The sequence below is a fragment of the Rhodoferax sp. GW821-FHT09E07 genome (genome assembly GCF_059416145.1).
Genome location: NZ_JBWKOP010000012.1, coordinates 1 through 21733 on the forward strand (window position 1 = coordinate 1; position 21733 = coordinate 21733).

The following is a 21733-nucleotide window of genomic DNA, read 5'->3' on the forward strand; positions in this document are numbered from 1 at the left end:
ATCACTGTGAAGCTGATCAACCCCATCGCCATGGAAGAAGGCCTGCGCTTCGCCATCCGCGAAGGTGGTCGTACCGTCGGCGCCGGTGTGGTTGCGAAAATCATCGCGTAATTCGCAAGAACTGAGGAATTACGATGGCTGCCAAGCAAAAAATCCGCATCCGCCTGAAGGCGTTTGACTACAAGCTGATTGACCAATCGGCTGCTGAAATCGTTGACACCGCCAAGCGCACCGGCGCGATTGTCAAAGGCCCCGTGCCTTTGCCAACCCGCATGAAGCGTTTTGACATCCTGCGTTCACCCCACGTGAACAAGGCCAGTCGCGACCAGTTTGAAATTCGCACCCACCAGCGTCTGATGGATATCGTTGATCCCACAGACAAAACCGTAGACGCGCTGATGAAGCTCGATCTGCCTGCTGGCGTGGATGTTGAAATCAAGCTGCAGTAAGAAATAGCGGCCCCGGATGCAAATCCGGGGCTTCTGACTGGCGGGGGAAAGCAGGGGCTTGTGTTAATCAAAGGCCCGCGCTATACTCGCTGGCTCTGCTTGTCGCGCTTTTGTGCGCGGGTGGAGTTTTATTAACAGTCTCTCACGCAAAAACGCTGTGGCCAATTGAAGTTGCAGCGGTGGGAGTTACGGAGAAAACAATGAGTCTTAGCAATCACTTAGGGTTGCTGGGTCGCAAGGTTGGCATGATGCGCCTATTCACCGATGACGGGGATGCAGTTCCTGTTACGGTGGTAGACGTGTCTAACAACCGCGTGACGCAGGTCAAAACCCAGGAGAACGACGGCTACGTTGCCTTGCAGGTAACGTTCGGTGCACGCAAAGCTTCGCGTGTGACCAAGCCCATCGCTGGCCACCTTGCCAAGGCAGGTGTGGAAGCCGGTGAAATCATCCAGGAATTCCGCGTAACCGCTGATGCAGCCGCAAAGTACGCCGCTGGCGCCACTGTGCCCGTTGCTGATGTGTTCGTTGTCGGTCAAAAAGTGGACGTGCAAGGCACTTCCATCGGTAAAGGCTACGCCGGTACCATCAAGCGCCACAACATGAGCTCGCAACGTGCTTCGCACGGTAACAGCCGTTCGCACAATGTTCCCGGCTCCATCGGTATGGCACAAGACCCCGGTCGCGTGTTCCCCGGTAAGCGCATGACGGGTCATTTGGGCGATGTCACCAAAACCACGCAAAACCTCGATGTCATCCGCATTGACGAAGCGCGTCAACTGCTGCTGATCAAGGGTGCAATCCCCGGTGCAGCAGGTGGTTTCGTGACCGTCCGTCCCGCCGTCAAGGCCAAAGCAGCGAAAGGAGCGAACTGATGCAGCTCGAACTCCTGAATGACCAAGGTCAAGCGACGTCCAAGTACGACGCGCCTGAAACCGTGTTCGGTCGTGAATACAACGAAGACCTCGTCCACCAAGTGGTGGTAGCGTTCCAGGCCAATGCCCGTCAAGGCACACGCGCCCAGAAGGATCGCGAGCAGGTCAAGCACTCGACCAAGAAACCGTTCAAGCAAAAGGGGACGGGCCGCGCCCGTGCCGGTATGACTTCCTCGCCACTGTGGCGCGGAGGCGGCCGCATTTTCCCGAATATGCCCGACGAAAACTTCGGTCAAAAGATCAACAAGAAGATGTACCGCGCAGGTATGGCTTCCATCCTGTCCCAGCTGGCCCGCGAAGGCCGTTTGGCAGTGGTTGACTCCCTGAAGGTGGATTCTCCCAAGACCAAGCCTTTGGCAGCTAAGTTCAAGGCGATGAACCTTGAGTCCGTGCTGGTGATCGCTGACGAAGTGGATGAAAACCTGTATTTGGCGTCTCGCAACCTGGTGAACATCCTGGTGGTTGAGCCCCGTTATGCGGATCCCCTGTCGTTGGTGCACTACCGCAAGGTACTGGTGACCAAGGCCGCCATGGACAAACTCAAGGAGATGTTCGCATGAGCGCCCGTATGAACAACACGTCGAAGGTCAAGTACGACGAAGGTCGCTTGATGCAGGTTCTGGTTGCCCCCATCGTGTCTGAAAAGGCCACTATGGTTGCTGAAAAATCCAATGCTGTGACGTTCAAGGTATTGCAAGACGCTACCAAGCCCGAAATCAAGGCCGCTGTGGAATTGATGTTTAAGGTTGAGGTGCAAGGCGTTTCTGTGGTGAACACAAAAGGCAAGACCAAGCGCTTTGGCAAGTCTGTTGGCCGTCGCGACAATGTTCGCAAAGCCTACGTGATGCTCAAGCCTGGTCAAGAGCTGAACCTTGGTGGGGAGGCCGCGTAATCATGGCTGTCATTAAAATGAAACCTACTTCTCCAGGCCGTCGTGGCGTGGTGAAGATTTCGCGTGACCACCTGTACAAGGGTGCCCCTCACGCAGCATTGCTGGAGCCTCAATTCCAGCAAGCCGGTCGTAACAACAACGGCCATATCACCACCCGTCACAAGGGCGGTGGACACAAGCACCACTACCGCGTTGTCGACTTTGTGCGCAACAAGGACGGCATTCCTGCCAAAGTGGAACGCATTGAGTACGATCCCAACCGCTCTGCGCACATCGCTCTGGTGTGCTACGCCGACGGTGAACGCAAGTACATCATTGCCCCCCGTGGCTTGGAAGTCGGCGCAACCATCATGAATGGTTCCGAAGCTCCCATCCGCGTGGGCAACACTTTGCCTATCCGCAACATCCCCGTGGGTTCCATCATCCACTGCGTGGAGTTGCAAGTGGGCAAGGGCGCGCAGATCATCCGTTCTGCCGGTACTTCCGCTACGCTGCTGGCCCGCGAAGGCACCTACGCCCAAGTGCGCGTGCGTTCCGGTGAAGTTCGCAAGATCCACATTGACTGCCGTGCGACCATTGGCCAAGTGGCCAACGAAGAGCACAGCCTGCGCCGCCTGGGTAAAGCCGGTGTCAAGCGCTGGATGGGTATTCGCCCGACCGTTCGCGGTGTGGTGATGAACCCGGTCGACCACCCGCACGGTGGTGGTGAAGGCAAGACTGGTGAAGGCCGTCATGCAGTCGATCCTTGGGGTAATCTGACCAAGGGCTACCGTACCCGTAACAACAAGCGCACGCAGGTCATGATCGTGTCGCGTCGCAAGAAGTAAGGGGTAGGTAAATGACTCGTTCTCTCAAAAAGGGTCCCTTTGTGGACCACCACCTGGTAGCCAAGACCGAAAAGGCCGTTGTTACCAAGGACAAGAAGCCGATCAAGACCTGGTCGCGTCGCTCCATGATCCTGCCCGATTTCATCGGCTTGACCATTGCTGTGCACAACGGCAAACAGCACGTACCTGTCTATATCACTGACCAAATGGTTGGCCACAAGTTGGGTGAGTTCGCTCTGACCCGTACTTTCAAGGGCCATCCTGCGGACAAAAAAGTCCAGAAGAAATAAGGAGGCACCATGGAAACTCGTGCAACCCTTCGTGGCGTCCGCTTGTCGGTTGACAAGGGTCGTCTGGTCGCGGACCTGATCCGTGGCAAAAAAGTTGACCAAGCTCTGAACATTTTGCAATTCACACAGAAAAAAGCTGCTGTGATCATCAAGAAGGTTCTGGAGTCCGCCATTGCCAACGCTGAGCACAACGACGGCGCCGATATCGACGAACTGAAGGTGAAAACCATCTACGTTGAGCAAGGTGCCTCTCTGCGTCGCTTCACAGCACGTGCCAAGGGCCGTGGCAATCAAATCCGCAAGCCCACGTGCCATGTGTACGTGACGGTTGGTAACTGAAAGAGGCCAGGAAGATATGGGACAAAAAATCCACCCAACCGGCTTTCGCTTGGCGATCAGCCGTAATTGGTCTTCTCGTTGGTACGCCAGCAACCGCGACTTCGCGGGCATGCTGGCCGAAGACATCAAGGTGCGTGAGTACCTGAAGGCCAAACTGAAGAACGCTTCGGTCTCTCGCATCCTGATTGAGCGTCCTGCAAAGAACGCACGCATCACCATTTTCTCGGCACGTCCGGGCGTGGTGATCGGCAAGAAGGGCGAAGACATCGAAAACCTGAAGCGCGATCTGGGCAAGCAATTGGGCGTGCCAGTGGCAGTGAACATCGAAGAAGTGCGCAAGCCCGAAATCGATGCCAAGCTGATCGCTGACAGCATCACCCAGCAGCTCGAAAAACGCATCATGTTCCGCCGTGCCATGAAGCGCGCCATGCAAAACGCCATGCGTTTGGGCGCCTTGGGTATCAAGATCATGTCGTCGGGTCGTCTGAACGGCATCGAAATTGCCCGTACCGAGTGGTACCGCGAAGGTCGTGTGCCATTGCACACCCTGCGCGCCGATATTGACTACGGAACTTCCGAAGCCAAGACCACCTACGGCATTATTGGTGTGAAGGTATGGGTCTACAAGGGTGATACCTTGGGCCGTAACGACCTGCCCGCAGCTGTGGAGCCTCGCGCTGAAGAAGAGCGTCGCCCACGTGGTCCCCGCCGCGACGACCGCGGTGGTGCCCGTCCTGGTGCTGACCGCGCCGCTCCCCGTGGCGCCCGTCGCCCCGTGGGTGGCAACGCAGCGCCTGCTGATGGCAGCGACAAGCCCGCAGAAGCACTTGGTGCTGACGCTAAACCCGCCGTTAAGCGCGTTCGCAAAGTCGCCGCGCCTGCTGCAGCAGCAGACGGTAAAGGAGAATAAATATGTTGCAACCCGCTCGCCGGAAATACCGCAAAGAGCAAAAAGGCCGTAACACTGGCATTGCGACCCGAGGCAGCTCGGTCGCATTCGGTGACTTCGGTCTTAAATGTACTGACCGCGGCCGTCTGACGGCTCGCCAGATTGAAGCTGCACGTCGTGCAATTTCCCGTCACGTGAAGCGTGGCGGCCGTATCTGGATCCGCGTGTTCCCTGACAAGCCGATCTCCCAGAAGCCTGCTGAAGTGCGTATGGGTAACGGTAAAGGTAACCCCGAGTACTACGTGGCTGAAATCCAGCCCGGCAAGATCGTTTTTGAAATCGTCGGTGTGCCTGAAGAGCTGGCACGCGAGGCATTCCGTTTGGCCGCGGCCAAGCTGCCTCTGCGTACTACGTTCGTGGCACGCATGATTGGTCAGTAATTCAGGAGATATCGACATGACGAAAGCTGCTGAACTGCGCACCAAAGACATCGCCGGACTGACTACGGAAGTCAAAGAGCTGCAAAAAGCCCACTTTGGCCTGCGTATGCAAAAAGCCACGCAACAACTCAACAACACTGCAACGCTGCGCTCTGCGCGCCGTGATATTGCTCGCGCCAAGACTATTCTTGTCGAGAAGCAAAGCGCTGCAAAATCCGCCAAATAAGGAGCGATAAATGACGGAAGCTAAAAAATCCCTCAAGCGCACCTTGATTGGCAAGGTGGTCAGCGACAAGCGTTCGAAGACAGTGACTGTACTGATCGAGCGCCGCGTGAAGCACGAGCTTTACGGCAAAATCGTGGCAAAAACCAGCAAGTACCACGCCCATGACGAAAAGGGCGAGTACAAGTTGGGTGATGTCATCGAAATCACCGAAAGCAAGCCCATTTCCAAAACCAAGAACTGGGTTGCGACCCGTTTGGTGGAAAAGGCTGCTGCAGTCTAAGCCCATCGGCTTCGTTCACTGCAAGTGACTTCAAAACGGCCCACAATGTGGGCCGTTTTCATTGGTACTTTCAAAACGTACTTTCATTCTCAGGAGCACACATGATTCAAGTCGGCCAAACCCTTCCCGCCACCACATTGATGGAATACTCAGAAGTTGAAGGCGAAGGCTGTAGCCTGGGCCCGAATGCAGTCGATGTGGCCAAGGCCACAGCGGGTAAAACCATCGCGCTGTTCGCACTGCCTGGCGCATTCACGCCCACCTGCTCGGCACAACACGTGCCCGGCTATGTGCAAAACGTGGAAGCGTTCAAGGCAGCTGGCGTGGACGAAATCTGGTGCGTCAGCGTGAATGATGCTTTCGTGATGGGCGCTTGGGCGCGTGACCAGAAGACCGCCGGCAAGGTGCGCATGCTGGCAGACGGCAGCGCGGCATTTGCCCAGGCCACCGGTTTGACGCTGGACTTGACTGGACGTGGCATGGGTTTGCGCAGCAACCGCTATTCCATGCTGGTCAAAGACGGCAAGGTGGTTTCGCTGAACGTGGAAGCTCCTGGCAAGTTTGAAGTGAGCGACGCAGCCACGTTGCTTGCCCAAGCCAAGGCGTAACAGCCCTTCAGCCCAAAGCCCTGCTGCCTGCTTGTGCGGCAGGGCTTTTTTACGCCTAAAGCGCGGCCTTCAGATAGTGCGCGCCGGGAATCGGGTTGTAGTAGAACGGTGGCACTTCTTCAAACCCCAACTCCGCGTAGAGCGCACGGGCGGACTCCATGTCATCCAGGGTATCCAGCAGCACACAGCTGTAGCCCGACTGCCGCGCAGCGTCCAGAATGCCCTCGGCCAACATGCGTCCCAAGCCCAGGCCCCTGAACTGGGGGCGCACGTACAGGCGTTTCATTTCCGAGGCATTGGGGTAGTCGACGCTGTCCAGCGGGCGCAGGGCGCAGCAGCCGGCAAATGCATCGCCCACCACGGCCACCAGCAAGGTGCCCCGGGGCGCTGCGTATTCACCGGGCAACTGCCTCAGTTCGGTCTCAAAATTCTGGAAGCACAGGTCCACCCCCAGGCTATGGGCATATTCCTGAAACAGGGTGCGCACGTCGTCCAGGTCGGAGGGGGATTGGGGCTGCAGCAGCCGTGCTCTCTCGGGCACTTGCACAACAGAATCTGCACTCATGCTGTCCACCATACCAGGGCAGTCACCAAGCCCCCGCACGCCAAAAGTATGAGCAGGGCCAGGACCCGGGATGCCATATCGTCCCGCGAGGCTGGCACAGGCTCAGCCAGCTGTTTGTCGCCATGGAGCATGGGTGCCACCAGATTGAGCCCCTTTTTGAACCGGTAAAACACGATGGCCGCGATGTGCAACAGCACCAGCACGATGAGGATGACTTTGCCAATGTCCGCGTGGTAGCTGCTCGCAAGACTGACCCATTTGCCGCTGACGAACTTGGTCAACGGGCCGGAGGAGGCGATTTCGTCGTCACTGAACAGCCCGGTGAATACCTGCAGCAGGCTAAACCCCAGCAGCGCCAGCACCGACAGGAAGCCCAGCGGGGTATGCCCCACGTTGTGCAGCGTTGGCCCCTTGCCACGCACGTAGCGCAGGATGGCGGACGGAGCGTAAAAAAAACTGGAAAAGCGCGACCAGTGCCCACCGACAAAACCCCAGGCCAAGCGGAACAGCAACAAGGTCAACACGCAGTAGCCCAGCCGGAAATGCCAGTCAAACGCACCGGTTTGCCCGGTAACCACCAGCGCCACAAAGCACGCAGCCAAGGCCCAGTGGAAGATTCGTGTGGGCAAGTCCCACACCCTGGTTGTTTGCATAGTTTGTCTCCCGATACGGGGGGCGCGGAACCCCGCTACGCAGCAATGTAGCACTGCGATGGCAGCTACCGGAGGGCGCTCGGTACTTACCCTCGGTTACGGTACCGACCAGAACTTTTGCGAATTGGCGTTACTCTACCTGCCGGAGATTTCCATCCACCCCTTAGAGGACGACCCATGAAAAAACTTGTTTCCCTGGCTCTGGCGGTGACGACCCTGGCACTGGCCGCGCCTGCCTCCGCGCAGTTCGCGAAAACGGAAGATGCCATCAAATACCGCAGAAGTGTGATGTTTGTGATGCAGCAGAACTTTGGCCGTGTGGCAGCGATGGCGGCAGGCAAAGCGCCGTTCGACGCCAAGGTCGCGGCCGAGAGCGCCGAGGTGGCTGCGTTCATGAGCAAGCTGCCCTGGAGCGCGTTTGTAGAGGGCTCCGACAAGGGCGATACCAAGGCCAAGGCCGAAATCTGGACCGACCGTGCCAAGTTCAATGAAAACGCGGAGAAGCTGCAAGCAGATATGGCCAAGCTGAATGCCGCGGCCAAAACCGGCAACCTGGACACCATCAAGGCTGCAGTGGGGGCCGTGGGCGGCAACTGCAAAACTTGCCACGACGCCTTCCGCAGCTAGGCATCCGCCCGTCGCGGACTTGCAGGAGACCGCTCAGGTTTCCTGCAGCAGTTTTTCGATGAGCTGGTGCAGCTCGGTGAAATTGGGCTCGCCCACATAGCGCTTGACGATCTCGCCGCGTTTGTTGACGAGATAACTGGTGGGGGTGATGCCCACTTCACCCCAGGCTTTGGCCACGGCGCCCGTGTTGTCAATCGCCACATCAAACGGCAGCTTGCGGGTCTGCACATAGTTCACGACGTAGCTGGGAGGGTCGTAAGACATGGCCACGGCCATGGTGCCGTAGCCCTGGCCTTTGTATTTTTCATAGGTGGCAATGACCTTGGGCATTTCCGCCACGCAGGTGACGCAGCTGGTAGCCCAAAAGTTCACCAGGGTGACGCGGCCTTTGAGGTCGGTGGTTTGCTTCTGCGAGCCGTCCAGTAAGACGAAGGTCGACGCCGGCGCTGCGTTGGCGCTGCCCAGCAAATAAGAGCCAGCAAGCACGGCACAAGCCGCTACGATGCTGGCGATCACGATTTGTTTTTTCATCTTAGTAGGTACCCCGCATGGACCGTCGACAGTTTAATTCTTTCTCGCTCACCAGTGCAGCCCTGTGGGCAGCGGCCAATTTGCAGCCCGCTTACGCCCTCAGCCTGGCCGATCTGACCAATGCCGACGCCTCCAAGGGCCTGAAAGCCGCCTTGGAAAAAGGCGCACTGGCGGCCGTCAGCATTTTGGGCACCACGGATGGATTCCTGGGCAACGAAAAAGTTCGCATTCCTTTGCCCAGTTATCTGGAAGAAGCGGCCAAATTGCTGCGCACCTTCGGCCAGGGCGCCCGGGTGGACGAATTAGTCACCTCCATGAACCGGGGTGCCGAGGCCGCGGTGCCCATGGCCAAGGACCTGCTGGTCAAGGCGGTGCAAACCATGTCAGTGAACGACGCCAAAGGCATTCTGACGGGCGGCGACACCGCAGTGACCCAGTTCTTTGCAGAGAAAACCCGCTCTCCGCTGGGCGTCAAGTTCCTGCCTATCGTGACCAAGGCCACCGAAAAGGTAGGCCTGGCCGACAAATACAACCAGCTCGCCAGCAAGGCCTCTGACCTGGGGCTAATGAAGAAAGAAGACGCGAACATCCAGCAGTACGTGACCGGCAAGGCGCTGGATGGACTGTTTTTCATGATTTCGGAAGAAGAGAAAAAGATCCGCCAAAACCCGGTGGCCTACGGCAGCTCGATTCTGACCAAGGTCTTTGGCGCGCTGAAGTGAGGGGTGTGGCGCAACTGCGGGCGTTGCGGCCCGCCGTGCTGGCGCTCGTCGGTAGTTGGACCCTGGTGGCCTGCAGCCCAGCGCTGAACTGGCGCCAAGCCAGCGTAGCCTCTGTCCCGGTGATGTTGCCCTGCAAACCTGACACGGCGCAGCGCAGTGTGACGCTGGTACCCCACACCCTGGTCATGGACATGGTGGGCTGCGAGGCGGGCGGCGCGCTGTTTGCGGTGAGCCGCGTGGAGCTGCCGGAGGGCGTGGCGGCCCCTGAGGTGTTGGCCGCCTGGCGCATGCAGGCGCTGGCCGCGTTGCGCGCCAGCCAGGTCCAGGAGCAGCCCACGGCTGGGGCCACTGGCGTGCAGGCCCAGGGCTTACGGCCGGATGGCAGTGCTGTACAGGCCCAACTGCTGTGGCGCCTGCGCGGCCGCCAGATTGTTCACTGGGCCGTCTATGCCGACCGCTTGGGGCCGGACATGACCGATCCCTTCTTTGCGGAGGTGCCGCAGCCATGACGCTGCTGTCGTCGCGCAGGGCTGTGGGCGTCTTTCTGGCCTTCGGATTGGCTTACTTCCTGTCGGCCCTCATCCGGGCCATCACCGCCACGCTGGCGCCCACGCTGGTGCAGGAGTTCGGTCTGCAGTCGCGGGACTTGGGGCTGCTGGCCGGGGGCTACTTTCTGGGCTTTGCTGCCACACAACTGCCGCTGGGCCGCTGGCTGGACCGTCTGGGCCCCAAGCGTGTGGAAATAGGGTTCCTGGCGGTGGCCTTGGCAGGGTGCCTGGCGTTTGCACTGGCCAGCAGTTTTTGGGGGCTGTTGGCGGCGCGTGTGTTGTGCGGCGCCGGTGTGAGCGCGTGCCTGATGGCCCCACTGACCGGCTACCGCCGCTGGTACGCGCCCGAGCAGCAAATGCGGGCCAGTTCGTGGATGCTGATGGTGGGGGCGCTGGGCATGGTGGCATCCACATTGCCGGTGCAATGGCTTATGCCGGTCATCGGCTGGCGTGGCATCTTTGTGCTGTTGGCCGCGCTGGTGGCCCTGGCGGTGCTGGCCATTGCCTGGCAGTCGCCCGCCTGGTCCGCCGAGACACCCCGGGCTTCCGTGCAAGAAGGCGTGCTGGCCGGCTACCGAGAGGTCTGGCGCCACCCCTACTTCCGCAAGATGGCGCCGCTGGGCTTTTTCAACTACGGCGGGTTGGTAGCTTTACAAACCCTGTGGGCCGGGCCGTGGATGGTCAAGGTGGCGGGCTATAGCCCGCTGCAGGCGGCCACGGGCCTGTTCTGGCTCAACGTGTCCATGCTGCTGGCCTACCTGCTGTGGGGTTGGGCCAACCCCTGGCTGGCACGCCAGGGCCACACCGCCACGCGCCTGATTGCGCTCGGCCTGCCACTGAACTTCGTGTTGCTTGCTATTCTTTTGGTAGCTGGTAGCGCAATAACGACCGGGGCTGCAACCCTATTTTCATTGATAGCCGTGAGTTGCACCGTTTGCGCGCTGGCGCAACCGGCCGTGGGCATGGCGTTTCCGCCCGCACTGGCGGGGCGTGCGCTGTCGGCCTACAACCTGGTGATCTTCCTGGGCGTATTCGCGGTGCAGTGGGGCATCGGGCTACTGTTGGACGGCTTCAAGGCGCTGGGCTTGGCCGAGTTGGCGGCCTACCAGGCGGCGTTCGCGATGTATGGCCTCACGTGTGTCGCGGCCTATGTGCATTTCCTGCGGGCAAAGGCGCCATAATCCCTCTTCACCCGCTCTGCGCCCCCTCATGAACACAGGCATTCTCATCGTCGCCCATGCACCGCTGGCCAGCGCGCTGCGCACGGCGGCCCTGCACGTGTACCCCGAGGCGGCCGCCGGTGTGCTGGCGTTGGACGTGGCACCCAACGAAAGTACCGACATCACCCGCATGGCAGCCCAGGCGCTGCTGGCCCAGCTGGGCACACCGCAGGCCCTGGTGCTGACCGATGTGTTCGGCGCCACGCCCTGCAACGTGGCGCAGAAGGTGGTGGACGGCATCACCACCAAGCTCGTGGCCGGCGCCAATCTGCCCATGCTGCTGCGCACCGTCAATTACCGCCATGAGGTGCTGGACGTGCTGGTCACGCGGGCGCTGGCCGGCGGTATCCAGAGCATCATGCAAGTGGCGGTCACCGCCCCCCAAAACCAACATCGCAAACCCCATGATCAGCACCAACACGACCATAGTCAATAAACTGGGATTGCATGCCCGAGCGTCGGCCAAGCTCACCAAGCTGGCTGGCAGTTTCCCCTGCGAGGTGTGGATGGCCCGTGGCGAACGCCGTGTGAACGCCAAGAGCATCATGGGCGTGATGATGCTGGCCGCCGGCATCGGCTCCGAAGTGCTGCTGGAAACCAGTGGCGAGCGCGAGCAGGAAGCCATGGACGCCTTGCTCGCATTGATCAACGACAAGTTCGGCGAAGGCGAATGACATTTTCCATCCACGGTCTGGCGGTATCGCGCGGCATTGCCATTGGGCGTGCGGTGCTGGTGGCGTCGAGCCGCGTGGATGTGGCGCACTACTTTGTCAAACCCGAGGAGGTTGCGTCTGAGATAGACCGGGTGCGCGCGGGGCGCGATGCGGTGGTGGAGGAAATTGCCCGCCTGCAGGAGAGCATCACCCGCATGGGGCCCAAAGAGGCGCCGCATGAACTCTCGGCCCTGCTGGATGTGCACCTGATGCTGCTGCAGGACGAGGAGCTGGTGTCGGGCGTGAAGCACTGGATCACCGACCGGCTCTACAACGCCGAGTGGGCGCTGACCACGCAGCTGGAGATCATTGCCCGCCATTTCGACGAAATGGAAGACGCCTACCTGCGCGAGCGCAAAAGCGACATGGAGCAGATCTGCGAGCGCATCCTGCGCGCCATGAAGGGCGCGCAGTCGCCGATCGTGCAGCCGATCAAACGTGGCGCGCGCAAGCCCTCGCAGCAAGACCTGCTGCTGGACGACACGGTGGATGTACCGCTGGTGCTGATTGCCCACGACCTGTCGCCGGCCGACATGCTGCAGTTCAAGCAGAGCGTGTTTGCCGGTTTCATTACCGACGTGGGCGGCAAGACCTCGCACACTGCCATCGTGGCGCGCAGCATGGACATTCCCGCCGTGGTGGGCGCGCGCACCTGCAGCCAGCTGGTGCGCCAGGACGACTGGGTCATCATCGATGGCGATGCCGGCGTGGTCATCGTTGACCCCTCGCCCATCATCCTGGCCGAATATGGCTTCAAGCAGCGCCAGGGCGAGCTCGAGCGTGGCCGCCTGCAGCGCCTGCTGCACACGCCCGCCGTCACCATGGACGACCAGAAGGTGCAGTTGCTGGCCAACATTGAAATGCCCGAGGATGCGCAGGTGGCCCTCAAGGCCGGGGCGCTGGGCGTGGGCTTGTTTCGCAGTGAGTTTTTGTTCATGGGCCGCCAGGGGCGCCTGCCGGACGAAGAGGAGCAGTACCAGGCCTACCGCAAGGCCGTAGAGGGCATGCAGGGCCTGCCCGTGACTATCCGCACCGTGGACGTGGGCGCCGACAAGCCGCTGGACGACTCGGTGCGCGACGACGCCCACCTGAACCCGGCGCTGGGTCTGCGCGCCATCCGCTGGAGCCTGGCCGACCCCGGCATGTTCCTGACGCAGCTGCGCGCCATTCTGCGTGCCGCCGCGCACGGCAAGGTGCGCTTGCTCATTCCCATGTTGGCCCACGCCAGCGAGATTCGCCAGACCCTGGCCCACATCGAGAAGGCGCGCGCGCAGCTGGACCGGCGTGGCGTGGCCTACGGTCCGGTGGAGCTGGGCGCCATGATCGAGATTCCTGCCGCCGCTTTAAGCCTGCGTCTGTTCCTCAAGTACTTCGACTTTCTCTCCATCGGAACCAACGATCTGATCCAGTACACGCTGGCGATAGACCGGGCCGACGAGTCCGTGGCGCATCTGTACGACCCCATGCACCCCGCCGTGCTGCGCCTGGTGGCCGACACCATTGCCGAGTGCCGTGCCCAGGGCAAGGACGTGAGCGTATGCGGCGAGATGGCTGGCGACGTGAGCATGACGCGCCTGCTGCTGGGCCTGGGGTTGCGCAGCTTCTCCATGCACCCGGCGCAGATTCTTGCGGTGAAGCAGGAGATTCTGCGCGCCGACGCGGGCAAGCTGGAAGCCTGGGCACAGGGCGTGTGCGACGCCGAAGAGCCCGGCGAGGAACTCAGCAGCCGTCCCATGCCGCTATAAAAAGCGGAGCTGCTCGTGCACTGTTGACGAGGGCTAGAGGCCTTTTTCTTGTAAATTGCCTATTTGCCGGCGCGCGAACCCAGCACCGCGGCACCAATGATCATGGCCGCCGCCAGCACCACCGATGCGCTGGGCCACTCGCCCCGCAACCACAGCAAGGCCAGCGTGGACAACAGCGGCGTGAGGAAGGACAGCACACCAATCTGCCGCGCGTCACCGCGCTTGAGCGCCGCATCCCACAGGTAAAACGCACCACCCAGCGGCCCCAGGCCCATGGCGGCCAAGAGCGCCCAGTCGTGGGCGCTCAGGTCTACGGGGCTTTCCAGCAGCGTGTGGCACAGCAGCGAGAGCAGGCCTGACACCAGCCCGAACAGACCAATGGCTGCGCTGGGGAAGGCCGGAACGCGTCGCGTGAGCAACGAGTAGCTGGCCCAGATAAACGCGGAGCCCAACGCGGGGATGTAGCCCCAGGCAAACCCACCCTGCAGGTCACGCCCGCCCACGATGGCCAGCGCGGCTCCGGCAAAGCCCAAGAGCGCCGCCGCAATGTGCAGGCCGTGTAGCCGCATGCCGGGCAGGAACAGCGGCGCCATCAGCACGATGCCCAGTGGCCACAGGTAGTTCACCAGGTTGGCCTGTACCGGTGGCGCATGGCGCAGCGCAATGAACAGCAGGAAGTGAAAGCCAAACAGCCCGTACACCCCCAGCGCCAGCGTGGGGGCCGGCACCATCCACTGTTGCAGCCGGCCCTTGGAGAGCACCAGCCCGATGAGGCTGCCAATCAGCAGCGCACAACCGGTGAGCAAAAATGGCGGCACATGGCTCAGCGAGACCCCCAGCGGGGCGAGCGAACCCCAGAGGGCAATGGCGGCGAGGGCGAGGAGGGAGGCTTGCATAGGGCCACAAGCTTAGCCGCAGGGGTTATCGCAAAACCACGGCCTGCTGTCGCCCAACACCGGTTTCAGCGCCGGACCATGGGGCCAGTTTCAGTGCCGCGTGTGCTGGCGCAGCGCGGCAGTCAGGGCCGATGCGGACTGGTAGCCGCAGCGGCGGGCGATGTCGGCCATGGCCAGGCCCTGGGCGCGCAGCTGGCGGGCGCGCTGCAGGCGCAGGTCCCGCAGCCACTGCATGGGGCGCATGCCGGTTTCCTGCTGGCAGCGCAAGGCAAATTGCGTGGGGCTCAGAAACACCTGCTGCGCCAGGTCGGCCACCGTCAGCGGCGTGTGCAACTGGCGTTCGCACCACTGGGGCAGGTTGTTCCAGTCAATACGGCGCTGGGTGCGCACCGGGCCGGTTGGCGGCGCGCGCCAGCAGTCCAGCAGCAACAGCGGGCCGTAGTGCTGGGCCAGGCTGTCCTGCCGGGCCAGGGCCAGCTGCAGGTAGCGCGCCAGGGCCAGTGCGGTGGCGGGCTGTACGGGCATGCCCACAGCATGGGCCCATCCGGCTTCGGCGGTGTCCAGCACCAGGCAGTGGGCGTTGCCGTTGGCCTCAAAGTCATGGCGCTCGCCCGGCGCAATCACGCAGCCGTTGCCGGCGGCAATGCGCTGGCCGCGGCCTTGCACTTCCAGCTCCAGCGTGCCTTCCAGGCCCAGCAGCACCTGAAAGTGGTCGTGCGCATGGCTGCCGGGCGATGGGCCGTACCGGCGCAGCGACAGGGAGCCATGGGCGGCGTGCATGGTGTGGACGGCTACGCCAGACGTTGGTCGGTGGAGGGGCGCTTCCAGAGGTTGATGCCGCCGTCCACGGCATGCTGGTCAATGGTGGCCAGTTCTTCAGCGCTGAAGTTCAGGTTGCTCATGGCACCCACCAGATCCACGATTTGCTCGGGCTTGCTCGCACCAATCAGGGCAGAGGTCACGCGCTTGTCGCGCAGCACCCAGGCCGTGGCCATCTGGGCCAGGCTCTGGCCGCGGGCCTGGGCAATGTCGTTGAGCGCACGCACATGCTTGATGTTCTGCTCGCTCAGGTGGTCTTTGTTGAAGGAGCCGCCACCGGGGCGGTTGATGCGCGCGTCTGCGGGCACGCCGTTGAGGTACTTGTTGGTCAGCAGGCCCTGGGCCAGCGCGCTGAAGGCGATGCAGCCCATGCCGGTCTCGTCCAGCGCGTCCAGCAGGTCTTCTTCGATCCAGCGGTTCATCAGGCTGTAGGACGGCTGGTGGATCAGCATGGGCACGCCCATGCTCTTGAGGATGGCCACTGCCTCGCGCGTTTTGGTGCCCGAGTAGCTGCTGATGCCGGCGTACAGCGCCTTGCCCTGCTGCACTGCCGTGGCCAGCGCGCCCATGGTTTCTTCCAGCGGGGTGTCGGGGTCAAAGCGGTGGCTGTAGAAGATGTCCACGTAGTCTAGGCCCATGCGCTTCAAGCTCTGGTCCAGGCTGGCCAGCACGTACTTGCGCGAGCCGCCACCCTGGCCGTAGGGGCCGGGCCACATGTCGTAGCCGGCCTTGCTGGAGATGATCAGCTCATCGCGGTAGGGCATGAAGTCGCGGCGCAGGTGTTCGCCAAAGTTGGTCTCGGCGCTACCGTAGGGCGGGCCGTAGTTGTTGGCCAGGTCGAAGTGGGTAATGCCCAGGTCGAAGGCCGTGCGCAGCATGTCGCGCTGGGTCTGGAAGGGTGTGGCGTCACCGAAGTTGTGCCACAGGCCCAGCGACACGGCGGGCAGCTTGAGGCCGCTTTTGCCGCAGGTGCGGTAGGGGACAGTGCCGTTGTAACGGGCGGCGTTGGCGTGGTATTGCATGGTGTTGAGCTGGAATTGGGTGGATAAATCTGTCTCTGGCCCCCGCTGTTATTGCGCGGGTAGCTATGGATTAGATAGCGCTGGGATAGCGCTGCCCACCGCTATGCTACCCGGCTGCGCGATATGTTGCAGCGCAGGGGGCAGAATCCAGCCTTCTTCAATGTTTGTGGCCCGCTTGTGACTGATGTATCCCCCACCCACCTCCAGGAACCCCGCCGCTGGAGCGGCGACGGCTGGACCGCCCAGGTCATCAAAAACGAGGACGACGACGGCTGGGCCGTGGCCATGACCAAGGACGGCCAGGCCGAGCCTGCCCTGGTCGGGCCCTGGACTATGGGTCGTGACAAGAAGAACCCCAAGCCGCTGGACAGCAGCGCCTTCAGCACGCTGGTGAAAACCGCCAGTGAATTTGTGCGCCGCAGCGAGCAGCAGTTACACGCCTCCCTGCACCAGAGCATTACTGTCACAGTGGGGGCGGCCCGCGTCACCGTGCATTTGGACATCGAGCCGGATGAGGAGAATCCCTCGGCGGTGTTGAGCGCCAGGGACGAGGGCAGCGACCTGCTGGCCGAAGTGCGTGTAACGCCCTCCTTCAAGCTCAACCGCAGCAGCGCCGTGGCGTGGGCGGAAGGCGGGTTTGCCAAGCCGAAGTAAGCATCCAACAGGGTTGTAGGCCCTGCGGAGCTTCGGTAAACAGCTCCTGATTCAGGAGCAATTCAAAGGGGTGTGCTGCTCAGTTGTGAACTGTCGACCGATTTTGAGAAAAACGCCCGCACTTTTGTCAAAATCATCTATAGATAACGAGAAAAAGTGCAGAAGTTAGTGAGACTGAATTGAAAGAACCTCCTAAATCGCTAGACTGACTGCATGCCCGTCCGCAAGATTCCCAAAAACCACCTGTTCGTCACTGGGGCCTACTCAAGCCGCAAAAGCGAGGTGATGGATCCCTTTGAGTCTCTGCTTGAAAAAGACTACCTGCTGGTTCTCGACTTTGATGATGCTGTGGAATCGTTCGAGGTGCAACCCGTTCGTATTCCAGTGAAGGGTGTCCCGAGGGGGTATGTTCCCGACGTTCTCGTGAAATACCGACCTGATTTCGAATGGGGCGAGATCCGGAAGCCGCTACTCGCAGAAGTGAAGCGCAGCGACTTTTTGAAGAAACACGCAGCGGATTACGCACCGAAGTTCGCTGCAGCGCAGGTCTATGCCGAGTCCCTCGGGTGGGAGTTCCGGACAGTCGATGAAACGGAAATCCGCTTGCCCAGGCTGGCCAACATCAAGTTTTTGCGTGAGTACCGCAACGTAGAACCATTGGAAGCGGATTGCATGCGTGTGCTGCAAGCAATGGCTGACAGCCACGGGGTTTCGTCCTCCGAGCGCATCCTGGCCACTCTGGCGTTGACCGACGAGGAACGACTGAACTGGTTGCCGGTGATCTGGAGCATGCTGTTTCAACGGCGCTTGCATACGGACTTGGATACTCCTTTTGGCGGTGACGTCGAGTTGCACTTGCCAGGATCTGCGCTATGAAGGACCGCACTACGCCAACCCAATATTGGGTTACCAAAGGAGCAACAGTCACCAATGGCGGGCGTGAGTACGTCATCTTGAATCTGGCGGACGTCAATCTGGTTCTTGCCAGAGACGTTGAGACTGGCAATAAAGTACTCCTCAAAATGGGCGATATCGGGCCACCCATGCTTGTAGCGGAGAAGCCTGCGGCAAAAACTACGGAACCCGAGCTACTTGACGTCACCGAGTTTGACTGGTCCATCGCCCAGAAAAGAAGGCAGTGGATTGAGCCCTTGTTGCTGAGTCGCTACCAGCGATCCAATGCGCTGTATGACAAGATTGCGGCAGAAGCCCAAGTCAGCAGGGCAACGGTTTACCGCTGGGTCACCGCGTATCGCGCTACCGGCACGCTCTCGTCTCTCCTGCCGATGTACCGCAATCGCGGCGGTAAAGCAAAGCCGCGTATTGCACTAGAGGTTGAGGCCATCATTGCGAAGACCTTGGCAGAGTTTCACGACACTGACCAGCATGCGTCCATCGCTGCGACCATCAAAGAGATCCGGCGCTTGTGCTCTAACGCAGAACTCAAGTTGCCTGCGGTCAATACGATACGCATCAGATTGAATCAGACCAACGGGCCAGAAAGGACATTGTTGCGCTATGGCGCCGCCGTGGCTCACGCCAAGCACCAACCGATTAAGGGCGTGATTCCGGACGCTGATTGGCCTTTGAGCATTGTGCAGATCGATCACACCTTGCTGCCGGTGATGATTGTGGACGACAAGCACCGCAAATCCATTAAACGGGCTTGGATCACGCTGGCAATCGATGTGTTCAGTCGGGCGTGTGTGGGCATGTACCTTTCGTTGGAAGCGCCATCAGCCATGTCTGCCGGCATGTGCATCAGCCACGCGATTCTTCCCAAGGACGAGTGGTTGCGCCGAAGGGGCATTGTCAGCGTGGACTGGGGCATGTGGGGTGTCATGGGCATTCTCCATATGGACAACGCCCGCGAGTTTCGAGGTGACATGCTGAAGTCGGCTTGCCGGGTCTATGACATCGATATCCATCTACGCCCGGTCAAGAAACCGCGCTATGGGGCACACATAGAGCGCCTCATGGGGACGGTCACTGAAGGACTCAAGACCTTGAGGGGCGCAACATTTTCGGGTCCGGAAGAACTCTATGAGTACGACCCTGAGGGCAATGCCTGCATGACCATGGAGGAGATCGAGAAGTGGCTTGTGCTGTTCTTCGCCCGATACCACTTGGAAGACCATGGTGGTATTGGCATGCCTCCATTGGAGAAGTGGCGGCAAGGGTTGCTGGGAACCAAAGACAAACCTGGTCGTGGCTTGCCCGCCAGACGCACTGACGAAGAGCTGCTGAGAATCAACTTCACCCCTTTCATCGAACGCACCATTCAGGCCTATGGTGTAGTCATTGATGACGTCCATTACTACCACGACGTGTTGCGGGCCTGGATGGGCGTGATGGACCCGGAGTTTCCCAAGCACAAGCGCAAGTTCAAATTCCATCGCGATCCGCGCGATATCAGCCAGCTCTACTTTTACGACGAGCTTTCAAAGCGATACGTGACGATTCCCTACCGCGACAGCAGTTTGCCGCCGGTCAGCATTTGGGAGTTGCGCAATGCACAGGGCCTGGCCGAAAAGCGTGGAATTTCAAAAGAGAACGAAAAGGCGGTGTTTGCCATCATCAACGAGCAGCGGGCCCTGGAGGAAGATGCTGCAGGCAAGACCAAGGTGGCGCGTCGGGAGGCGCAACGGCGCACTGAGCATGAGAAGACCAGGGCTGAGAAGAAGAAAACCATGCCAAATGTTTCGGCACCAGCGAAGTCTGTGACTCCGCCTCCAGCGGTCCGCGGCTACAACCCCGATGCGGTGCAAGCATTGGATGACGATGACTGACGCGACGCAAGCCTATCCGCATCTCAACGACGCTGCCAGGGCACTGGTAGGCGCCACTGATGCTGTGCGCATCAAGGCGATTCAATCCGGAACCTGGTTGGGTTACGGCAGGGCCAAAGAGATACTGGCGCGCCTGGAGGAACTGTTGGAATATCCGCGCATAACGCGCATGCCCAATATGCTGCTGGTGGCACCTTCGTTCAACGGCAAGACGTCCATTTTGGAGCGCTTCCTGGACCTGCATCCGGTTGACCTGGATGCGACAGCGGAGGTGACGACCTGTCCAGTGGTGATGGTGGAATCGCCGCCGACTCCAGATGTGTCTGCGTTCTACACCCGTATCCTGGATGCATTGATGGCACCCTATAAGCCGACGAGTTCTCCTCAGGAAAAGAACTCCCAGGTCAAGCTGCTGTTCAGGCAGATGGGCGTCAAGATGCTGATCATTGATGAAATCCATCACCTGATCGCCGGGAGCATGAACAAGCAAAGAGACTTCAGGAATGCGCTGAAGAGCCTTGGCAATGAAACCAAGGTGGTCATCGTGGCTGCGGGCATAGAGGATGCTTACAACGCGTTCAACACGGATCCCCAGATGTCCAGTCGGTTTACTCCCGAAGTGCTTCCCTTGTGGAGGGCCGATGAAAACTTTGGGACTTTGCTTGCTACCTTAGAGAAACGCACACCGTTGAAGAAAGCCTCAGACCTCAAGTCGCCCGAAAAAATGCAGGCCATCCATGACCGCAGCGAAGGGACCTTGGGCGATATGTGCGATCTGTTCAAGGAACTGGCGATTGATGCCATCCGGACAGGTACAGAAGAAATCACTCTCAAACAAATCAATGCGCTGCGCTGGCTGCCCCCATCCAGGCGCAAAGAGCATCAGCGGTTTTAGCCAGCATGCAAGGCCTGACATCACCGTTATGGCCTATTCGCTACAAACCGCTCCCAGATGAGCTTCTGTCCTCCTGGCTTGTGCGCTTGGCCAGGGGGCACGGATTGCGGGTGCAGACGTTTTGCAATTTGATTTTTGGGAACAACCTACAGGTCTGGAACCGCGATATTGATCGCCTGGGCCCTGACTGGATCGTTGATGTGCTTGCCGAGCGGACTGGCACCCCAATCGTAATTGCCCGCGCCACCACGCTGCGCAGCTATGAAGGGCGGTTGTACCCAGTGTTCAGGACATCCGGAGCCCTTCAATGGGTTACCACCTTGCAGATGTTTCACCGGACACGGCAGGGCTTTGGGATGCAATACTGCCCGCAGTGCTTGTTGGAAGATCGGATTCCGTATTTTCGCAAAGAGTGGCGTGTGGCATTTGTAACCACCTGCTCTCGCCACCAGTGCATGTTGCGAGATCGATGTATGGCATGTGGTGCTGGGGTGGCTTTTCACCGGGGGGATATGGGCAATCCGCAAGGCCAGCATCGGGAATCGATTGCAGACTGTTTTGCCTGCGGGGCCAGTCTGGCTAGTGAATTGGTGGATTCGGTGGAGTCCTATGAGCCCATCGTAATGGATTGGCTGACCAAGATTTCAAAGGCGGCGCTTTTCGACACCAACATGCTGGGCACCCTCAATGTGATGCGCCAGATGGCGCTACTTCTCCTATCTCGGTACTCCTCAGTGAAACTCTATGCCCATGTCTGCTGTGAATTGGCATTGCCACCTATGGAGTTGGCGCCTGGGCACATGTCCTATGAATCTCGGACGCTTGCAGAACGGCACCATGTGATTCAGCTGGTCGGCTGGATGATGACAGATTTGGAGCCCCGACTGCGAGGTGCCTGGCGAGCAAAGGCTGTGCGGTACAACCAGATGCTCAAAGGCTTTGATAGGGCGCCGCAGTTCTATCTTGAGATAGTTGAGGGGTTTGCCAATTGGCGCACGATATGAAGCGCATTCGTATCTTTATCGAAAGTGCCGTTGCGCCGCTCGCATCTACTTGTCCAGGGACGTACTGACGATGTTCGAAAACTCGTTCAAAAATTCCTCATGCTTGTGTGTCTTTTGCTTGCTAGGCCCAGCGGATTTCATCTTAATAGAATTGC

The 21733-nt window shown here is 60.0% G+C and carries 31 protein-coding genes; 25 read left to right on the forward strand and 6 right to left on the reverse strand.

All coding sequences use genetic code 11. From position 1 onward, the window contains the following. The 13 genes from AC07OE_RS19800 to AC07OE_RS19860 form a co-directional block, all read left to right on the forward strand. A partial coding sequence (locus AC07OE_RS19800) for an EF-Tu C-terminal domain-related protein (protein WP_495072202.1) occupies positions 1-111 on the forward strand: 111 nt, incomplete at its 5' end. Positions 112-134: 23 nt separating this feature from the next. After that, positions 135-449, forward strand: coding sequence for a 30S ribosomal protein S10 (gene rpsJ / locus AC07OE_RS19805; RefSeq protein WP_068674876.1), 315 nt, complete (start codon positions 135-137; stop codon positions 447-449). Positions 450-649: 200 nt separating this feature from the next. Further along, positions 650-1324 (forward strand): 50S ribosomal protein L3, encoded by a 675-nt coding sequence (rplC, locus tag AC07OE_RS19810; protein WP_495072283.1) that lies wholly within the window; start codon positions 650-652, stop codon positions 1322-1324. Beyond that, positions 1324-1944, forward strand: coding sequence for a 50S ribosomal protein L4 (rplD, locus tag AC07OE_RS19815; RefSeq protein ID WP_094476239.1), 621 nt, complete (start codon positions 1324-1326; stop codon positions 1942-1944). The genes rplC and rplD overlap by 1 nt, the downstream gene beginning before the upstream one ends. 8 nt (positions 1945-1952) lie before the next feature. Continuing rightward, positions 1953-2276 (forward strand): 50S ribosomal protein L23, encoded by a 324-nt coding sequence (gene rplW, locus AC07OE_RS19820; protein WP_094476423.1) that lies wholly within the window; start codon positions 1953-1955, stop codon positions 2274-2276. Between the two features lie 2 nt (positions 2277-2278). After that, positions 2279-3103 (forward strand): 50S ribosomal protein L2, encoded by an 825-nt coding sequence (rplB, locus tag AC07OE_RS19825; protein ID WP_105261718.1) that lies wholly within the window; start codon positions 2279-2281, stop codon positions 3101-3103. Between the two features lie 11 nt (positions 3104-3114). Next, positions 3115-3393, forward strand: a complete 279-nt coding sequence (rpsS, locus tag AC07OE_RS19830) for a 30S ribosomal protein S19 (RefSeq protein WP_495072284.1) — start codon at positions 3115-3117, stop codon at positions 3391-3393. A gap of 9 nt (positions 3394-3402) precedes the next feature. Further along, positions 3403-3732 (forward strand): 50S ribosomal protein L22, encoded by a 330-nt coding sequence (gene rplV, locus AC07OE_RS19835; protein ID WP_075585605.1) that lies wholly within the window; start codon positions 3403-3405, stop codon positions 3730-3732. Between the two features lie 16 nt (positions 3733-3748). Further along, positions 3749-4642, forward strand: coding sequence for a 30S ribosomal protein S3 (gene rpsC / locus AC07OE_RS19840; protein ID WP_495072285.1), 894 nt, complete (start codon positions 3749-3751; stop codon positions 4640-4642). A gap of 2 nt (positions 4643-4644) precedes the next feature. After that, positions 4645-5061: a 50S ribosomal protein L16 gene (gene rplP / locus AC07OE_RS19845; protein ID WP_029708121.1), complete on the forward strand. Its 417-nt coding sequence runs from the start codon at positions 4645-4647 to the stop codon at positions 5059-5061. A gap of 16 nt (positions 5062-5077) precedes the next feature. Then, positions 5078-5287, forward strand: a complete 210-nt coding sequence (gene rpmC, locus AC07OE_RS19850) for a 50S ribosomal protein L29 (RefSeq protein ID WP_495072286.1) — start codon at positions 5078-5080, stop codon at positions 5285-5287. Between the two features lie 10 nt (positions 5288-5297). Further along, positions 5298-5567, forward strand: coding sequence for a 30S ribosomal protein S17 (gene rpsQ / locus AC07OE_RS19855; protein WP_105261715.1), 270 nt, complete (start codon positions 5298-5300; stop codon positions 5565-5567). Positions 5568-5668: 101 nt separating this feature from the next. After that, positions 5669-6175, forward strand: coding sequence for a peroxiredoxin (locus AC07OE_RS19860; protein ID WP_495072287.1), 507 nt, complete (start codon positions 5669-5671; stop codon positions 6173-6175). A 55-nt stretch (positions 6176-6230) separates the two neighbouring features. On the opposite strand, the gene AC07OE_RS19865 is transcribed toward AC07OE_RS19860, so the two are convergent. After that, on the reverse strand, positions 6231-6740 hold the full coding sequence (locus AC07OE_RS19865) for a GNAT family N-acetyltransferase (protein WP_495072288.1): 510 nt from the start codon (positions 6738-6740) through the stop codon (positions 6231-6233). Beyond that, on the reverse strand, positions 6737-7393 hold the full coding sequence (locus AC07OE_RS19870) for a cytochrome b/b6 domain-containing protein (RefSeq protein WP_495072289.1): 657 nt from the start codon (positions 7391-7393) through the stop codon (positions 6737-6739). The genes AC07OE_RS19865 and AC07OE_RS19870 overlap by 4 nt, the downstream gene beginning before the upstream one ends. Before the next feature lie 177 nt (positions 7394-7570). Between AC07OE_RS19870 and AC07OE_RS19875 the strand changes: the two genes are divergently transcribed. Continuing rightward, positions 7571-8020: a c-type cytochrome gene (locus AC07OE_RS19875; protein ID WP_495072290.1), complete on the forward strand. Its 450-nt coding sequence runs from the start codon at positions 7571-7573 to the stop codon at positions 8018-8020. 33 nt (positions 8021-8053) lie between these two features. Here AC07OE_RS19875 and AC07OE_RS19880 read toward each other — a convergent pair whose 3' ends face one another. Next, positions 8054-8551, reverse strand: coding sequence for a TlpA disulfide reductase family protein (locus tag AC07OE_RS19880; RefSeq protein WP_495072291.1), 498 nt, complete (start codon positions 8549-8551; stop codon positions 8054-8056). Positions 8552-8568: 17 nt separating this feature from the next. On the opposite strand from AC07OE_RS19880, the gene AC07OE_RS19885 reads away from it, so the two are divergent. Genes AC07OE_RS19885 through ptsP form a run of 6 tightly spaced genes read left to right on the forward strand, consistent with a single transcriptional unit; the run spans position 8569 to position 13499 of the window. Further along, complete coding sequence (locus tag AC07OE_RS19885) at positions 8569-9273, forward strand: DUF4197 domain-containing protein (RefSeq protein ID WP_495072292.1); 705 nt, start codon at positions 8569-8571, stop codon at positions 9271-9273. A 5-nt stretch (positions 9274-9278) separates the two neighbouring features. Beyond that, a complete protein-coding gene (locus AC07OE_RS19890; protein ID WP_495072293.1) occupies positions 9279-9782 on the forward strand; it encodes a hypothetical protein in 504 nt (167 codons plus the stop codon). After that, a complete protein-coding gene (locus tag AC07OE_RS19895; protein WP_495072294.1) occupies positions 9779-11002 on the forward strand; it encodes an MFS transporter in 1224 nt (407 codons plus the stop codon). Before AC07OE_RS19890 ends, AC07OE_RS19895 begins: the two co-directional genes overlap by 4 nt. A 28-nt stretch (positions 11003-11030) precedes the next feature. After that, positions 11031-11477: a PTS sugar transporter subunit IIA gene (locus AC07OE_RS19900; RefSeq protein WP_495072295.1), complete on the forward strand. Its 447-nt coding sequence runs from the start codon at positions 11031-11033 to the stop codon at positions 11475-11477. Then, the gene (locus tag AC07OE_RS19905; RefSeq protein WP_310342484.1) at positions 11446-11715 is read left to right on the forward strand and encodes an HPr family phosphocarrier protein; all 270 of its coding nucleotides are present in this window, start codon (positions 11446-11448) and stop codon (positions 11713-11715) included. The genes AC07OE_RS19900 and AC07OE_RS19905 overlap by 32 nt, the downstream gene beginning before the upstream one ends. Beyond that, on the forward strand, positions 11712-13499 hold the full coding sequence (ptsP, locus tag AC07OE_RS19910) for a phosphoenolpyruvate--protein phosphotransferase (RefSeq protein ID WP_495072296.1): 1788 nt from the start codon (positions 11712-11714) through the stop codon (positions 13497-13499). Before AC07OE_RS19905 ends, ptsP begins: the two co-directional genes overlap by 4 nt. Positions 13500-13558: 59 nt before the next feature. On the opposite strand, the gene AC07OE_RS19915 is transcribed toward ptsP, so the two are convergent. The 3 genes from AC07OE_RS19915 to mgrA all read right to left on the reverse strand — a co-directional run bounded on the left by AC07OE_RS19915 (position 13559) and on the right by mgrA (position 16236). Further along, positions 13559-14395 (reverse strand): DMT family transporter, encoded by an 837-nt coding sequence (locus AC07OE_RS19915; RefSeq protein WP_495072297.1) that lies wholly within the window; start codon positions 14393-14395, stop codon positions 13559-13561. A 90-nt stretch (positions 14396-14485) separates the two neighbouring features. Beyond that, a complete protein-coding gene (locus tag AC07OE_RS19920; protein WP_495072298.1) occupies positions 14486-15175 on the reverse strand; it encodes a helix-turn-helix domain-containing protein in 690 nt (229 codons plus the stop codon). Between the two features lie 11 nt (positions 15176-15186). Beyond that, complete coding sequence (mgrA, locus tag AC07OE_RS19925) at positions 15187-16236, reverse strand: L-glyceraldehyde 3-phosphate reductase (protein WP_495072299.1); 1050 nt, start codon at positions 16234-16236, stop codon at positions 15187-15189. 177 nt (positions 16237-16413) lie between these two features. Between mgrA and AC07OE_RS19930 the strand changes: the two genes are divergently transcribed. The 5 genes from AC07OE_RS19930 to AC07OE_RS19950 all read left to right on the forward strand — a co-directional run bounded on the left by AC07OE_RS19930 (position 16414) and on the right by AC07OE_RS19950 (position 21578). Then, positions 16414-16890 (forward strand): hypothetical protein, encoded by a 477-nt coding sequence (locus AC07OE_RS19930; RefSeq protein ID WP_495072300.1) that lies wholly within the window; start codon positions 16414-16416, stop codon positions 16888-16890. A 213-nt stretch (positions 16891-17103) separates the two neighbouring features. Beyond that, positions 17104-17766: a TnsA endonuclease N-terminal domain-containing protein gene (locus AC07OE_RS19935; RefSeq protein WP_495072301.1), complete on the forward strand. Its 663-nt coding sequence runs from the start codon at positions 17104-17106 to the stop codon at positions 17764-17766. Further along, positions 17763-19679: a transposase gene (locus tag AC07OE_RS19940; RefSeq protein ID WP_495072302.1), complete on the forward strand. Its 1917-nt coding sequence runs from the start codon at positions 17763-17765 to the stop codon at positions 19677-19679. Before AC07OE_RS19935 ends, AC07OE_RS19940 begins: the two co-directional genes overlap by 4 nt. Continuing rightward, entirely contained in the window at positions 19666-20574 is a 909-nt protein-coding gene (locus tag AC07OE_RS19945) for a TniB family NTP-binding protein (protein WP_495072303.1), read from the forward strand. The genes AC07OE_RS19940 and AC07OE_RS19945 overlap by 14 nt, the downstream gene beginning before the upstream one ends. 5 nt (positions 20575-20579) lie before the next feature. After that, positions 20580-21578 (forward strand): TniQ family protein, encoded by a 999-nt coding sequence (locus AC07OE_RS19950; RefSeq protein WP_495072304.1) that lies wholly within the window; start codon positions 20580-20582, stop codon positions 21576-21578. The last annotated feature ends 155 nt before the right edge of the window (positions 21579-21733 follow it).

What these genes read in the sequence shown, in the direction of transcription:
- AC07OE_RS19885 (WP_495072292.1), top strand. Translation starts at nt 8,569, where the DNA reads ATGGACCGTCGACAGTTTAATTCTTTCTCGCTCACCAGTGCAGCCCTG.
- ptsP (WP_495072296.1), top strand. Translation starts at nt 11,712, where the DNA reads ATGACATTTTCCATCCACGGTCTGGCGGTATCGCGCGGCATTGCCATT.
- rpmC (WP_495072286.1), top strand. Translation starts at nt 5,078, where the DNA reads ATGACGAAAGCTGCTGAACTGCGCACCAAAGACATCGCCGGACTGACT.
- rplC (WP_495072283.1), top strand. Translation starts at nt 650, where the DNA reads ATGAGTCTTAGCAATCACTTAGGGTTGCTGGGTCGCAAGGTTGGCATG.
- rpsS (WP_495072284.1), top strand. Translation starts at nt 3,115, where the DNA reads ATGACTCGTTCTCTCAAAAAGGGTCCCTTTGTGGACCACCACCTGGTA.
- mgrA (WP_495072299.1), bottom strand. Translation starts at nt 16,236, where the DNA reads ATGCAATACCACGCCAACGCCGCCCGTTACAACGGCACTGTCCCCTAC.
- rpsC (WP_495072285.1), top strand. Translation starts at nt 3,749, where the DNA reads ATGGGACAAAAAATCCACCCAACCGGCTTTCGCTTGGCGATCAGCCGT.
- AC07OE_RS19945 (WP_495072303.1), top strand. Translation starts at nt 19,666, where the DNA reads ATGACGATGACTGACGCGACGCAAGCCTATCCGCATCTCAACGACGCT.
- AC07OE_RS19865 (WP_495072288.1), bottom strand. Translation starts at nt 6,740, where the DNA reads ATGAGTGCAGATTCTGTTGTGCAAGTGCCCGAGAGAGCACGGCTGCTG.
- rplW (WP_094476423.1), top strand. Translation starts at nt 1,953, where the DNA reads ATGAACAACACGTCGAAGGTCAAGTACGACGAAGGTCGCTTGATGCAG.
- AC07OE_RS19935 (WP_495072301.1), top strand. Translation starts at nt 17,104, where the DNA reads ATGCCCGTCCGCAAGATTCCCAAAAACCACCTGTTCGTCACTGGGGCC.
- AC07OE_RS19950 (WP_495072304.1), top strand. Translation starts at nt 20,580, where the DNA reads ATGCAAGGCCTGACATCACCGTTATGGCCTATTCGCTACAAACCGCTC.
- AC07OE_RS19915 (WP_495072297.1), bottom strand. Translation starts at nt 14,395, where the DNA reads ATGCAAGCCTCCCTCCTCGCCCTCGCCGCCATTGCCCTCTGGGGTTCG.
- rplP (WP_029708121.1), top strand. Translation starts at nt 4,645, where the DNA reads ATGTTGCAACCCGCTCGCCGGAAATACCGCAAAGAGCAAAAAGGCCGT.
- AC07OE_RS19870 (WP_495072289.1), bottom strand. Translation starts at nt 7,393, where the DNA reads ATGCAAACAACCAGGGTGTGGGACTTGCCCACACGAATCTTCCACTGG.
- AC07OE_RS19920 (WP_495072298.1), bottom strand. Translation starts at nt 15,175, where the DNA reads ATGCACGCCGCCCATGGCTCCCTGTCGCTGCGCCGGTACGGCCCATCG.
- AC07OE_RS19895 (WP_495072294.1), top strand. Translation starts at nt 9,779, where the DNA reads ATGACGCTGCTGTCGTCGCGCAGGGCTGTGGGCGTCTTTCTGGCCTTC.
- AC07OE_RS19860 (WP_495072287.1), top strand. Translation starts at nt 5,669, where the DNA reads ATGATTCAAGTCGGCCAAACCCTTCCCGCCACCACATTGATGGAATAC.
- AC07OE_RS19880 (WP_495072291.1), bottom strand. Translation starts at nt 8,551, where the DNA reads ATGAAAAAACAAATCGTGATCGCCAGCATCGTAGCGGCTTGTGCCGTG.
- AC07OE_RS19940 (WP_495072302.1), top strand. Translation starts at nt 17,763, where the DNA reads ATGAAGGACCGCACTACGCCAACCCAATATTGGGTTACCAAAGGAGCA.
- rpsJ (WP_068674876.1), top strand. Translation starts at nt 135, where the DNA reads ATGGCTGCCAAGCAAAAAATCCGCATCCGCCTGAAGGCGTTTGACTAC.
- rplB (WP_105261718.1), top strand. Translation starts at nt 2,279, where the DNA reads ATGGCTGTCATTAAAATGAAACCTACTTCTCCAGGCCGTCGTGGCGTG.
- rplD (WP_094476239.1), top strand. Translation starts at nt 1,324, where the DNA reads ATGCAGCTCGAACTCCTGAATGACCAAGGTCAAGCGACGTCCAAGTAC.
- AC07OE_RS19875 (WP_495072290.1), top strand. Translation starts at nt 7,571, where the DNA reads ATGAAAAAACTTGTTTCCCTGGCTCTGGCGGTGACGACCCTGGCACTG.
- AC07OE_RS19905 (WP_310342484.1), top strand. Translation starts at nt 11,446, where the DNA reads ATGATCAGCACCAACACGACCATAGTCAATAAACTGGGATTGCATGCC.
- rplV (WP_075585605.1), top strand. Translation starts at nt 3,403, where the DNA reads ATGGAAACTCGTGCAACCCTTCGTGGCGTCCGCTTGTCGGTTGACAAG.
- AC07OE_RS19900 (WP_495072295.1), top strand. Translation starts at nt 11,031, where the DNA reads ATGAACACAGGCATTCTCATCGTCGCCCATGCACCGCTGGCCAGCGCG.
- rpsQ (WP_105261715.1), top strand. Translation starts at nt 5,298, where the DNA reads ATGACGGAAGCTAAAAAATCCCTCAAGCGCACCTTGATTGGCAAGGTG.